The organism is Streptomyces sp. NPDC005648, from assembly GCF_040605395.1.
Classification (GTDB): Bacteria; Actinomycetota; Actinomycetes; order Streptomycetales; family Streptomycetaceae; genus Streptomyces.
On the sequence record NZ_JBEXCS010000003.1, the window covers coordinates 197,026 to 209,199 of the forward strand.

Genomic DNA, 12,174 nt, shown 5'->3' on the forward strand with positions numbered 1-12,174 from the left:
AACCGAGAGAGCTGCACATGACCGTCGTCCAGGGCAGTTCCGTCGACATCACCACCCCCGACGGAACCGCCGACGCGTACTTCGTCCATCCGTCCGGCAACGACCTGCACCCCGCCGTCCTGCTCCTCATGGACGCCTTCGGTCTGCGTCCGCATCTGCGGTCCATGGCCGACCGGCTCGCCGGGGCGGGGTACGCGGTCCTGGTGCCCAACGTCTTCCACCGCTACGGCCGCGCCCCCGTCGTGGAACTCCCCGAGTTCATCAACCCGGCCGAACGCCCGGAGATCATCCAGCAGTTGGGGCCCGCCGCGCGCACCCTCACCCCCGAGGGCGCCATGCGGGACGCCGCCGTGTACCTGGACTGGCTGGCCGCGTCACCCCGCACCACCGACGGGCCGGTCGGCCTCACCGGCTACTGCATGGGCGCCGGCCTGGCGCTGCGCACCGCGGGCACCTACCCGGACCGTGTCGCCGCTGCGGCCGGCTTCCATGGCGCGTACCTCGCGACCGACGCTCCGGACAGTCCTCACCTGCTCGCCGAGCACATCACCGCGGAGCTCTACTTCGGCCACGCCGACCAGGACCCCACCAACCCGGCCGAGCAGATCGACCGCCTGGACAAGGCCCTCAACGCGGCCGGCGTCCGCCACCGGGCAGAGGTCTACGAGGGCGCCCACCACGGCTTCACCCAGGCCGACACGGCGATGCACAGCGCCGAGGCGACCGAGCGGCACTGGACGGCGCTGCTGGACCTGTTCGGCCGCACGCTGTGAGCCCGGTCGCGCGCCGTCACCCGCACTCGCCCGGCACACTCTTCGGAGCGCTCAGCGCACCAGCGTGATCTGCGGCGGCCACAGCACATCGTCCGCCATCAGCAGGGACGGGCCCAGATGAACCGGACAGACGGGCAGCGCCGGCTGCCGGTGGCGGAGGACCTCGAAGCGGGCGGGGTCAGGACAGTCGGCGCCGTCCTCGGGGCGGCCGTACGGGCCCTGACAGAGGTGGGTGCCGCCCAGGACGCGGCGGTGTTCTTCGGGAAGGTCGTCGTTGTTCATCGGGCCCTCGTCCTCGGTGTCGACGGAATCCCATCCGACGCCGCCCCCGCCCACACCGCAACCCGAACCACCCCGCCCTACCCCCCCACGACGCCCCCGAGTGGTCGAGTCCTGGAAGCGGGGTCGGGTTGGCGCGTAACGTGGCCAGGCATGAAGATCCTGATCAGCGCAGACATGGAGGGCGCCACCGGCGTGACCTGGCCGGCCGACGTGCTGCCCGGGACGCCGCAGTGGGAGCGGTGCCGCTCGATGTTCACCTCGGACGTGAACGCCGCCGTGCTCGGGTTCTTCGACGGCGGCGCGGACGAGGTCGTCGTCAACGAGGCGCACTGGACCATGCGCAACCTGCTCCTCGAGCAGCTGGACGAGCGCACGGAGATGCTGACCGGGCGGCACAAGTCGCTCTCCATGGTGGAGGGCGTGCAGCACGGGGACGTGGACGGGATCGCCTTCGTCGGCTATCACGCGGGCGCCGGCATGGAGGGCGTCCTCGCCCACACCTACCTCGCCAACTCCATCACCGGCGTGTGGCTGAACGACGTACGGGCGAGCGAGGGTCTTCTCAACGCGCACGTCGTCGCCGAGTACGGCGTCCCCGTCGTCCTCGTCACCGGCGACGACGTGGCCTGCGAGGACGCCCTCGGGTACGCCCCCGAGGCGCTGAAGGTCGCCGTCAAGGACCATGTCTCGCGGTACGCGGCCGTGTGCCGCACGCCGGCCAGGACCGCCGCCGACATCCGGGCCGCCGCCAAGGAGGCCGCCGGGCTGGCGGTCCGTCAGGAACCGGTCACGGCGGGCCCGTTCACCGTCGCGCTCGAGTTCGACGCCGAGCACCTGGCGATGGCCGCCACCGTGGTGCCCGGGGTGGGCCGGATCGGCGAGCGGAAGGTCGCGTACACCAGCGGGACCATGTACGAGGGCATTCGTACCTTCAAGGCGGTCACCACGATCGTCTCGGCCGCAGTGGAGGAGCAGTATGGCTGACGAGCGGGCGCTGGACGAGGTCGTCCGGTTCACCTCCGACCTGATCCGCATCGACACCACCAACCGGGGCGGCGGGGACTGCCGGGAGCGGCCGGCCGCCGAGTACGCCGCCGAGCAGCTGGCCGGGGCCGGGCTGGAGCCCACACTCCTGGAGCGGACCCCGGGCCGGACCAACGTCGTCGCGCGGATCGAGGGCACCGACCCCACCGCGGACGCGCTGCTGCTGCACGGTCATCTGGACGTGGTGCCCGCACAGGCCGACGACTGGACCGTGCACCCCTTCTCCGGCGAGGTCCGGGACGGGGTGGTGTGGGGGCGCGGCGCCGTCGACATGAAGAACATGGACGCCATGATCCTCGCGATCGCGCGGAGTTGGGCCCGGGAGGGCGTGCGGCCCCGCCGGGACATCGTCATCGCCTTCACCGCCGACGAGGAGGACAGCGCACGCGACGGGTCCGGATTCCTCGCCGACGAGCACGCCGGGCTGTTCCACGGCTGCACGGAAGGGGTCGGCGAGTCCGGGGCGTTCACCTTCCACGACGGCGGCGGGCGGGAGCTCTATCCCATCGCCGCCGGTGAACGCGGCACCGGCTGGCTGAAGTTGACCGCGCGCGGACGGGCCGGGCACGGCTCCAAGGTGAACGGGGAGAACGCGGTCACCCGGATCGCCGCCGCCGTCGCCCGCATCGGCGAGCACGAGTGGCCGCTGCGGCCGACCCCGACCGTGTCGGCCGCCCTCGCCGAACTCGCCGCGCTCTACGGCATCGACAGTGACCCGGGCGACGTGGACGCCCTGCTGGAGAAGCTCGGCCCGGCCGCCAAACTGGTCGAGGCGACCGTCCGCAACAGCGCCAACCCGACCATGCTGGACGCCGGTTACAAGATCAATGTGATCCCGGGGGAGGCCGTCGCGTACGTCGACGGACGGTATCTGCCGGGCGGCGAGGACGAGTTCCGCGCCACCCTCGACCGGCTCACCGGGCCGGACGTGGACTGGGAGTTCCAGCACCGCGAGGTCGCCCTCCAGGCGCCCGTCGACTCGCCCACCTACGCGAGGATGCGGGCCGCCGTCGAGGAGTTCGCACCCGAGGGACATGTGGTGCCGTACTGCATGTCGGGGGGCACCGACGCCAAGCAGTTCTCACGACTTGGCATCATCGGCTACGGGTTCACGCCCTTGAGGCTCCCGGAGGGGTACGACTACCAGGCGATGTTCCACGGCGTCGACGAGCGGGTGCCCGTGGAGGCACTGCACTTCGGAGTGCGGGTACTCGACCGGTTCCTGCGCACGGCCTAGGCGAGTTGGGGGAGAACGTTGCAGACCCTGCCGTACGGTTCCTGGCCCTCGCCCATCGACGCGGCGCTCGCCGCCGCGCACGACGGGCATCCCGAGTACGTCGGCTTCGTCGGCGCCGAGGCCTGGTGGACCGAGCCCCGGCCCACCGAGGGCGGCCGGCGCACCCTGGTGCGCAGACGTGTCGGCGGACGGGAGGAGCCGGTGCTGCCCGCGCCGTGGAACGTGCGCAGCCGGGTCATCGAGTACGGCGGCCACCCCTGGGCCGGCGCGATCGTGGACGGCCGGCCGCTCGTGGTGTTCGTCAACTTCGCCGACCAGCGCCTCTACCGGTACGAACTCGACGCAGAACCCCAGCCGTTGACGCCCCTCTCCCTTGTCGGCGGCGGACTGCGTTGGGCCGAGCCGCAGTTGCTGCTCGACCGCGGCGAGGTGTGGTGCGTGCTGGAGGAGTTCACCGGCGACGGGCCCAGCGATGTGCGCCGCGTCCTGGCCGCCGTGCCCCTGGACGGTTCGGCCGCCCAGGACCGGGACGCCGTACGGGAACTCACCGACGACCGGCGCCGGTTCGTCACCGGGCCCCGCCTCTCGCCCGACGGCCGTACCGCCGCCTGGCTCACCTGGGAGCACCCGCGCATGCCCTGGGACGGCACCGAACTGGTCGTCGCGGGGGTCGGCGAGGACGGCGTCCTCCACGACGCGCGGATCGTCGCCGGCGGGACGGACGAGTCGATCGCCCAGGTCGACTGGGCGGCCGACGGCTCCCTGCTGTACGCGAGCGACCGCAGCGGCTGGTGGAACCTCTACCGCGACGGCGTACCCCTGTGCCCGCGCGAGGAGGAGTTCGCCGGGCCGCTGTGGAAGCTGGGCCAGCGCTGGTTCGCACCGCTGGAGAGCGGACCGATCGCCGTGGTGCACGGCCGGGGCGCCACCGCCCTCGGCCTGCTCGACCCGGAGACCGGCGAGATCGTCGACGCGGCGGGCCCCTGGACCGAGTTCGGGGCCACGCTCGCGGTGCACGGCGAGCGGATCGTCGCCGTCGGGGCCAGCCCGCGCAGCGCCTACGAGGTGGTGGAGCTGGACACCAGGACCGGCCGGGCCCGCGTCGTCGGCGCCGAGCACGAGGACGCCGTCGACCCCGCCCACTACCCCGAACCACAGATCCGCACCTTCACCGGCCCCGCCGGACGCGACATCCACGCCCATGTCTACCCGCCCCACAGCCCCGTCTGTGTGTCGCCGGGCGACGAGCTGCCGCCGTACGTCGTCTGGGCGCACGGAGGCCCCACCAGCAGGGCGCCGCTCGTCCTCGACCTCGCCATCGCCTACTTCACCTCCCGCGGCATCGGGGTCGCCGAGGTCAACTACGGCGGCTCGACGGGATACGGGCGGGAGTACCGCGGCCGGCTGCGCGAGCAGTGGGGCGTGGTCGACGTCGAGGACTGCGCGGCCGTCGCGCTCGCCCTCGCCGACGAGGGCACCGCCGACCGGGACCGGCTCGCGGTGCGGGGCGGCAGCGCGGGCGGCTGGACCGCGGCCGCCTCGCTCGCCGTGACCGATGTGTACGCCTGCGGCACGATCCTCTATCCGGTGCTCGACCTCGCCACCTGGGCCGAGGGGGAGACCCACGACTTCGAGTCGCAGTACCTCCACACTCTGGTCGGACCGCTCGACGAGGTGCCCGGACGGTACGCGGAGCGCTCGCCCGTCGAACACGCCGACCGGATCACCGCGCCCTTCCTGCTGCTCCAGGGCCTCGACGACGTGATCTGCCCGCCCGCCCAGAGCGAGCGGTTCCTGGAGCGGATGCGGGGCCGGCGGGTGCCGCACGCCCACATCGCGTTCGAGGGCGAGGGCCACGGATTCCGTCGCTCCGAGACCATGATCCGCGCCCTGGAGTCCGAACTCTCCCTGTACGCGCAGGTGTTCGGGATCGATCCGCGCGACATCCCCACCCTGGAGCTGCTCAAGTGAGAGAAGAAGAGTGAGAGAAGAAGCGTGAGAGAAGAAGTGCGAGAGCTCGTACGGCCGTCCCGGCTCGCCGCCGGCGCCCGGGTGGCCGTCGTCGCGACCAGCGGACCGGTGCCCGAGGAGCGGGTGCAGGCCGGTCTCGACGTGCTGCGGGCCTGGGATCTCGATCCGGTCGTGGCACCCCATGTGCTGGACCGGCACGAGGAGTTCGGCTATCTGGCGGGCTCGGACGCGGACCGTGCGGCCGATCTGCAGACCGCCTGGTGCGACCCGTCCGTGGACGCGGTGCTGTGCGCGCGAGGCGGCTACGGCGTCCAGCGGATGGTCGACCTGCTCGACTGGGACGCCATGCGGGAGGCGGGCCCGAAGGTGTTCGTCGGCTTCAGCGACCTCACCGTGCTGCACGAGGCGTTCGCCACCCGGCTCGGCCTTGCCACCCTGCACGGTCCGATGGCGGCCGGTGTCGACTTCATCAAGAACGCGCGGGCGCAGGACCATCTCAGGGCCACGCTGTTCGCGCCGGAGTCCGTCCGCACGATCACCTCCGGCGGCAGCCCCCTCGTCCCCGGGCGGGCCCGGGGTGTCACCCTCGGCGGCTGTCTCTGCCTTCTCGCCGCGGAGCTCGGCACCCCGAACGCCCGTCCGGGCGCCCGGGGCGGACTGCTCTGTCTGGAGGACGTGGGCGAGGAGACGTACCGTCTCGACCGCTACCTCACCCAACTCCTGCGCGCGGGCTGGCTGGACGGGGTGCGGGGTGTGCTGCTCGGCTCATGGCACGGGTGCGATCCGTACGACAAGGTGCGCCCGCTGCTCGTCGACCGGCTCGGGGGACTCGGGGTGCCCGTGGTGGAGGAGTTCGGATTCGGGCACTGCGAGGGCGCGTTGACGATCCCGTTCGGAGTGGCTGCCGAACTCGACGCCGATGCGGGCACCTTGACGCTCGACGAACCCGCCCTGCGCTGAGCGGCGTCCCGCGGGGGCGTCGCCGCCCGCCGCGCCCGCCACTGAATCTCTGTCAGCAAACACCCGTTTCGGTGATTGACCTCGCCTGACACGTGTCACACCATGACGTGTGCCAAGAACCCGAGCATCGATCGCTCTCGCCCTAGGCGCCGCCCTCCTCGCATCCCTCCCCGCGTCCCTCACCCTCACCGATCCCGCCTCGGCCACCGCCCGATACAGCGTCACCGCGCTCGAGTTCACGGTCCGGGCGGGCGGCCGCACCTGTCTCGTCGACGCCGATCTCTACCGCCCCGCCGGCGTGGACCGCGCCCGTCCCGCGCCCGCCGTCCTGGCCACCAACGGCTTCGGCGGCAGCAAGTCCGACGGTTCGACCGAGGCGATCGGCAGGGCCTTCGCCGAGCGCGGTTATGTCTCCCTCGTCTACTCCGGGCTCGGCTTCGGCAGGTCCGGCTGTCCGATCTCGCTGGACGACCCCGCCATCGACGGCACCGCGGCCTCCGGGCTCATCGACTTCCTCGGCGGCGGGCGGGCCGCGGACGACGGCACCAGGGCGGACTTCGTCACCCTCGACGGTGCCGGTGACCCCCGGGTCGGCATGATCGGCGGTTCCTACGGAGGGGCCGTCCAGCTGGCGACGGCCGCCGTCGACCACCGGGTCGACGCGCTGGTGCCCCTGATCACCTGGAACGACCTGGCCCACTCCCTGGACCCGAACAACGCCCACGGCACCGCCGTCCCGGGTGTCTTCACATGGCAGTGGACCAACGGTTTCTACCTCGTCGGCGAGAGCCGGCCGCTGACCTGGGCGAACCTCGACCCGTCCCGCATCAGCTCCCTCACCTGCCTCCACTTCGTCACCAAGGCCTGCGACACCATCAAGACCCTCAACTCCGGCCGCTATCCCGCCCGCGCCACCGCCGAGGCGCTCGCCTACGCCCGCGGTGTCTCGCCGGTGTCGTACCTGAACCGGGTCAAGGCGCCCACCCTTCTGGTCCAGGGCCAGGCCGACAGCCTCTTCAACCTGGACGAGGCGACGGCGACGTACCGGACGCTCGAGGCGCGGGGCACCACGACCAGGATGATCTGGCAGTCCTGGGGCCACAGCGGAGGTTCGACGAACCCGGCCGCCGGTGAACTCGACCTGGCCCGGGGTGACTTGGAGTCGAGCTATGTCGGCAGACGGATCGTCGCCTGGTTCGACCGCCATCTGCGCGGGCAGCGTGGCGCGGACCTGGGCCCGGCCTTCGCCTACTACCGCGACTGGATCACCGACCCCGCCCGCACCTACGCCACCGCCGACCGCCTCCCCGCCCTCACCCGGGCGTTCTACCTCTCCGGCGACGGCAAGCTCGTCGACAGCGCCAGGAAGGTGGTGCGAGGCAGTCGTACGTACACCAACTCGACCGTCCCCACGAGCCATTCGGAGAGCCCGCTCAGCGGGGCCCTCGGACTGCCGGACCCGGCACCCTACGACACCCCGGGCACGTGTCTCGGCTGGACCGGCGCCCCGCTCACCCGCGCCATGGACGTCGTGGGCGCGCCCCGGGCCACCCTGAAGGTCGTCTCCCCGGCGGCCGAGCGGACGCAGGACTCCGGCGACGCGGCCGACCGGCTCGTCCTCTTCGCCAAGCTGTACGACCTCGCGCCCGACGGCACGCAGACCCTGGTGCACCGGCTGGTCGCGCCGGTGCGGGTGCCGGACGTGACCAGGAGCTTCACCGTGTCCCTGCCGGGGATCGTGCACCGGTACGAGAAGGGGCACCGGCTGCGGTTCGTGATCGCGGCGAGCGACGACGCGTACTTCGGGAACCGGGGGATCAAGCCGGTGACGGTGGTCGGCGCGCCGGGGCACGCCGGGGTGCTGCGGCTGCCCGTGACGGGCGGCTGAGGTGTCACCCGGAGGCAGGCCTCACCGCGCGTGACCAGGGATCCGGGCTCAGGCTGGAGGTATGAACCCGAAGACTTCCGAGCACGGTACGAAGAGCGGGAGCCGGAGCGGGCAGGTGTTCACGCCCGGCCGTGTCACCGTCCTCCTGCTCGCCGTCCTCGCCCTGATCTTCATCTTCGAGAACACCCGCGCCACCAGGATCCGGCTGCTGATTCCCGAGGTGACGACACCACTGTGGATGGCACTGCTGGCGACGGGGGCCATCGGTGCCCTGTGCGGGGCATATTTCATGAGACGGCGCGGCTAGGGCCGGCGGATCGTAGGGTGGCGGGATGCCGCACACCGCATCCCGCTATCTCGCCGAGGGCCCCCGGGTGGGGATACGTCACTTCACCTACGAGGACGGCGCGGAGTTCACCGCCCGTGCCCGGGAGAGCAAGGACCTGCACCACCCGTGGCTGTTCCCGCCGGACAGCCCGAACGCGTACACCGCCTACGCCGGCCGGCTGATCGAGGACCGGACCAAGGCCGGATTCCTCGTGTGCGAGATCGACGGCGGGGGCATCGCCGGGTTCATCAACATCAACAACATCGTCGAGGGCGGCTTCCAGTGCGGTGCGCTCGGCTACGGCGCCTTCGCGCACGCCGCCGGGCGCGGGCTGATGCGGGAGGGCCTCGACCTGGTGGTCGGCCACGCCTTCGGCCCGATGCGGCTGCACCGGCTGGAGATCAACGCACAGCCGCAGAACACCGGCTCCATCGCCCTGGCCCGCAGCTGCGGCTTCCGCCTGGAGGGCTTCTCCCCGAACATGATCTTCATCGACGGCGCCTGGCGGGACCACGAGCGATGGGCGATCACCGCCGAGATGCGGGCTTCCGGTTGATCTTCATCGTGTCGAGGTCGGTGACGGTCGACCTCAGGTCACGGAAGCCGTGGCCGAGCGCCCGGAGCGCGGTCTCCGCCCGGTCCTCGGCGATCGCTGCGGCCATCTCCTCGCCGTCCGCCGCGTCCGACACCACCACGAACCGCATCGAGAAGTGCTTCAGCGGCGATGCCTCGTACGACAGCGAACCCTCCTCGGTGAACCGCATGCTCGCCATCCCGTGGTCGGCCGCCTCCGCGAGCAGCCGCCGCCGGGCCTCGTCGGCCGGCCCGTCCCATGTGCCCCGGACGATCACCCGGTAGGTGTGCTGCTCGCTCATCGGCTGTGCTCCGCTCCTGGGTCGATTCCCGTCCGGGGGCCGACTGTACGTCGGGGCCGGCACCCCGCACGCGGAATTTCGCGGCGCGCGACGCGGGCGCCGGAGCCCGCTGTCCGCCTTTGCGCAATCCTGACCGGTGCCTCCCCTGGCCAGCTCACCGGGGAGCGGCTTCCATGGTGATCGTGACGACCATCCGACGTGAGGTACTGACCCTGCCCGCCGCGGAGTTGGGGCCGGACAATCCGCTGCCCCCGTTGCGGCCGCCGCGGGAGGTCCATCGGATCGAGGACCGGGACCGGGACGAGCTGCCGCGTGAGATGGCCCGGCAGGCGGCCTACGAGCCGCTGCGCAGCCTGCTGCCGGTGCGGATCCGGGACGGGTACGGCAGAGAGCGCGAGCCCCGCGCCCTGGACAGCCTCGTCATCGAGAACGACCGGCTGCGCGCCACCGTACTGCCCGGCCTCGGCGGCCGGGTCGCCTCCCTCCTCCACAAGCCCACCGGCCGTGAACTCCTCTACCGCAACCCGGTGTTCCAGCCCGCGAACCTCGCCCTCAACGGTGCCTGGTACGCCGGCGGCATCGAGTGGAACATCGGCGCCACCGGCCACACCACGCTCTCCTGCTCACCGCTGCACGCGGCCCGGGTCCCCGCCCCCGACGGCGGCGAGATGCTCCGTCTGTGGGAGTGGGAGCGGCTGCGCGGCCTGCCCTTCCAGATCGACCTCTGGCTGCCCGAGCGCTCCGACTTCCTCCATGTCGGCGTCCGCGTCCGCAACCCGCACGAGAAGCCGGTGCCGGCGTACTGGTGGTCCAACACCGCCGTCCCCGAGCAGCGCCGGGTGATCGTGCCGGCCGACGAGGCCTGGTCCTTCGGGTACGAGCGCAGGCTGCGCCGGGTACCCGTCCCGTCGTACGACGAGACACGTCAACTCGCTTGCGCGGCCGACTGGTTCTACGATCTTCCCGACACCCGGCGCCGCTGGATCGCCGCCCTCGACGAGGACGGGTACGGGCTGGTGCAGACGTCCACCGACGTGCTGCGCGGGCGCAAGCTGTTCGTCTGGGGCCGGGGGCCCGGCGGGCGGCGCTGGCAGGAGTGGCTCACCGAACCCGGCACCGGCGGCTACAGCGAGATCCAGGCGGGCCTCGCCCGCACCCAGCTGGAGCACGTACGTCTGGACCCGGAGAGCGAGGTGTCGTGGCTGGAGGTGTACGGGCCGCTGGAGGCCGCCGACACCGTCGACGAGGTGGAGGCACGCCTCGAAGCCGCCCTGCCCCGCGCCGACGTCGACGCCGCGTACACCGCCTGGAAGCCCTGCGCCGACACCGAACCGGGCGAGATCCTCGCCACCGGCTCCGGCTGGGGCGCCCTCGAAGTGCTGCGCGCCGACTGGAAGTTGCCCGGTACCCCCTTCGAGGAAAGCACCCTCGGCGAGGCCCAGGAGCCCTGGGTGCGGCTGCTGCGCGCAGGTGTCTACCCCGAGCCGCGCCGGGTGCGGCCGCCCGGCGAGACGCTGGTCGCCCCGCACTGGCGGGACATGCTGGAGACCGCGCCGGCCACCCCGCTCACCGAGTACCACCTCGGCGTCGCCCAGTGGCACGCCGGCGACCGGGCCCAGGCCGTGCGGAGTTGGGAGCGGGCCCTGGAACTCGCCCCGTCGCTCTGGCCGTTGCTGCGCTGTCTCGCCGTCGCCGACCAGGAGAGCGGCAACCACGAGCGGGCCGCCGACCGGTACGCCGAAGCCTTCGACGACCTGTGCGCCGAACGCCGCGACCACGGCGCGTCATGGACGGCGGCCACCGCCGCGCTGGGCCGCGAGACGATCGAGGCGCTGCTCGCCGTACGCCGTACCGCCCAGGCGCGTGCCGTGTGGGACCGGCTGCTTCCCGCGATCCGGCGGCGCGGGCGGTTCCGGCTGGTCGAGGCCGGGCTGCTGCTCGCCGAGGGGCGGCGGGAGGAGGCGCTCGACGTGTTCCGCGCCGGGTTCGAGGTCGCCGATCTGCGGGAGGGAGCGGATGCGATCGGCCGTCTGTGGTCGAGGCTGACCGACGAACCGCTCCCGGCGCACTACGACTTCCGTATGCGCCCGCCGGAGGGGTGAGAGGCGGGCGGTTTCGCCGGTTCGCGAGGGGCGCGGGTCTAGCGGTCGCGGTCCACGTACTCGTAGACCATCCCGTCGGGATGCATCGCGATCAGGTTGCGGCCGCCCGGTGTCGCCACCGGGCCGGCCACGATGTGTGCGCCGAGCTCGGTGAGGACCCGGTGGGTCTCCTCGACGTCCTGCACGGCGATCGTCGCGGCGATCTTGCGGAGCACCTCCAGCTCGGCCTCGGGCCCGCTCATCAGCAGAAAACACCCGACCGCGGCCACCTGGACGCCACCGCGCTCGAAACGCAGGGCTCTGCCACCCGCCAGGCGTTCGTAGAAGGGGACCGCTTTCTCCAGGTCGTCTACGCAGATGCGCAGCGTGGCTCCCAGAATGTCCATGGGGACGAGCCTAGTTGGGGGCACGGGACGAGGTGATCACTTCCGGTCCTTTAGGTTGCGTGTCCCGCCCGTGACGCGGCGCGTTATGCGTACGCCTGTACGGGTACCCGGCGGCCATGAAAGGCTTGGATCACCTGGAACACCTGGACAAGCACCTGGTCGACGAGCTGGCGCAGGTGGCGCGCGAGACCGTGCGCGACGAACTGCGCGAACAGACTCGCAAGCAGCGCCGCACGGCCATGCTGTACGCGGCGTCCGGCGCCGTCGCCCTGTACGCGGGCGCGGCCCTGGCGCTGACCGTGGGGCTGGCCCTGGCGATCGGTCTGCC

General features: G+C 72.2%; 12 protein-coding genes and 1 pseudogene. 10 read left to right on the plus strand and 3 right to left on the minus strand.

All coding sequences use genetic code 11. The annotated features are described in order from the left end of the window. The first annotated feature begins 17 nt into the window (after positions 1–17). Positions 18–773, plus strand: a complete 756-nt coding sequence (locus ABZT17_RS03225; RefSeq protein ID WP_356343018.1) for a dienelactone hydrolase family protein — start codon at positions 18–20, stop codon at positions 771–773. Between the two features lie 51 nt (positions 774–824). Here the strand turns inward: ABZT17_RS03225 and ABZT17_RS03230 are convergent, their stop codons facing one another. Further along, a complete protein-coding gene (locus ABZT17_RS03230) occupies positions 825–1,055 on the minus strand; it encodes a hypothetical protein (protein ID WP_356343021.1) in 231 nt (76 codons plus the stop codon). Positions 1,056–1,205: 150 nt separating this feature from the next. On the opposite strand from ABZT17_RS03230, the gene ABZT17_RS03235 reads away from it, so the two are divergent. The 7 genes from ABZT17_RS03235 (at position 1,206) to ABZT17_RS03265 (ending at position 9,039) form a co-directional block, all read left to right on the plus strand. Further along, positions 1,206–2,039 (plus strand): M55 family metallopeptidase, encoded by an 834-nt coding sequence (locus ABZT17_RS03235; RefSeq protein WP_356343023.1) that lies wholly within the window; start codon positions 1,206–1,208, stop codon positions 2,037–2,039. Beyond that, entirely contained in the window at positions 2,032–3,336 is a 1,305-nt protein-coding gene (locus tag ABZT17_RS03240; RefSeq protein ID WP_356343025.1) for a M20/M25/M40 family metallo-hydrolase, read from the plus strand. Before ABZT17_RS03235 ends, ABZT17_RS03240 begins: the two co-directional genes overlap by 8 nt. 18 nt (positions 3,337–3,354) lie before the next feature. Further along, positions 3,355–5,307 (plus strand): prolyl oligopeptidase family serine peptidase, encoded by a 1,953-nt coding sequence (locus ABZT17_RS03245; RefSeq protein ID WP_356343027.1) that lies wholly within the window; start codon positions 3,355–3,357, stop codon positions 5,305–5,307. Positions 5,308–5,343: 36 nt separating this feature from the next. Then, on the plus strand, positions 5,344–6,267 hold the full coding sequence (locus ABZT17_RS03250; RefSeq protein WP_356343060.1) for an LD-carboxypeptidase: 924 nt from the start codon (positions 5,344–5,346) through the stop codon (positions 6,265–6,267). A gap of 109 nt (positions 6,268–6,376) precedes the next feature. Next, positions 6,377–8,155, plus strand: a complete 1,779-nt coding sequence (locus ABZT17_RS03255; RefSeq protein ID WP_356343030.1) for a CocE/NonD family hydrolase — start codon at positions 6,377–6,379, stop codon at positions 8,153–8,155. Positions 8,156–8,216: 61 nt separating this feature from the next. Then, entirely contained in the window at positions 8,217–8,462 is a 246-nt protein-coding gene (locus ABZT17_RS03260; RefSeq protein WP_356343032.1) for a DUF1049 domain-containing protein, read from the plus strand. Between the two features lie 25 nt (positions 8,463–8,487). Further along, the gene (locus ABZT17_RS03265; RefSeq protein WP_356343035.1) at positions 8,488–9,039 is read left to right on the plus strand and encodes a GNAT family protein; all 552 of its coding nucleotides are present in this window, start codon (positions 8,488–8,490) and stop codon (positions 9,037–9,039) included. Here ABZT17_RS03265 and ABZT17_RS03270 read toward each other — a convergent pair. Beyond that, positions 9,011–9,358, minus strand: coding sequence for a DUF6204 family protein (locus ABZT17_RS03270; RefSeq protein ID WP_356343037.1), 348 nt, complete (start codon positions 9,356–9,358; stop codon positions 9,011–9,013). The two genes, ABZT17_RS03265 and ABZT17_RS03270, sit on opposite strands and share 29 nt — an antisense overlap. Before the next feature lie 173 nt (positions 9,359–9,531). Here ABZT17_RS03270 and ABZT17_RS03275 point away from each other — a divergent pair, with 173 nt between their 5' ends. Next, positions 9,532–11,460: a DUF5107 domain-containing protein gene (locus ABZT17_RS03275; protein WP_356343039.1), complete on the plus strand. Its 1,929-nt coding sequence runs from the start codon at positions 9,532–9,534 to the stop codon at positions 11,458–11,460. A 38-nt stretch (positions 11,461–11,498) separates the two neighbouring features. Here the strand turns inward: ABZT17_RS03275 and ABZT17_RS03280 are convergent, their stop codons facing one another. After that, entirely contained in the window at positions 11,499–11,846 is a 348-nt protein-coding gene (locus tag ABZT17_RS03280) for a VOC family protein (protein WP_356343041.1), read from the minus strand. Between the two features lie 116 nt (positions 11,847–11,962). Between ABZT17_RS03280 and ABZT17_RS03285 the strand changes: the two are divergent. Beyond that, a pseudogene (locus tag ABZT17_RS03285) lies at positions 11,963–12,174 on the plus strand (hypothetical protein); the annotation flags it as partial.

Bases quoted from the DNA above. Each gene is read 5' to 3' on its own strand.
- ABZT17_RS03225 (WP_356343018.1), top strand. From the start codon at position 18: ATGACCGTCGTCCAGGGCAGTTCCGTCGACATCACCACCCCCGACGGA.
- ABZT17_RS03230 (WP_356343021.1), bottom strand. From the start codon at position 1,055: ATGAACAACGACGACCTTCCCGAAGAACACCGCCGCGTCCTGGGCGGC.
- ABZT17_RS03235 (WP_356343023.1), top strand. From the start codon at position 1,206: ATGAAGATCCTGATCAGCGCAGACATGGAGGGCGCCACCGGCGTGACC.
- ABZT17_RS03240 (WP_356343025.1), top strand. From the start codon at position 2,032: ATGGCTGACGAGCGGGCGCTGGACGAGGTCGTCCGGTTCACCTCCGAC.
- ABZT17_RS03260 (WP_356343032.1), top strand. From the start codon at position 8,217: ATGAACCCGAAGACTTCCGAGCACGGTACGAAGAGCGGGAGCCGGAGC.
- ABZT17_RS03265 (WP_356343035.1), top strand. From the start codon at position 8,488: ATGCCGCACACCGCATCCCGCTATCTCGCCGAGGGCCCCCGGGTGGGG.
- ABZT17_RS03270 (WP_356343037.1), bottom strand. From the start codon at position 9,358: ATGAGCGAGCAGCACACCTACCGGGTGATCGTCCGGGGCACATGGGAC.
- ABZT17_RS03275 (WP_356343039.1), top strand. From the start codon at position 9,532: ATGGTGATCGTGACGACCATCCGACGTGAGGTACTGACCCTGCCCGCC.
- ABZT17_RS03280 (WP_356343041.1), bottom strand. From the start codon at position 11,846: ATGGACATTCTGGGAGCCACGCTGCGCATCTGCGTAGACGACCTGGAG.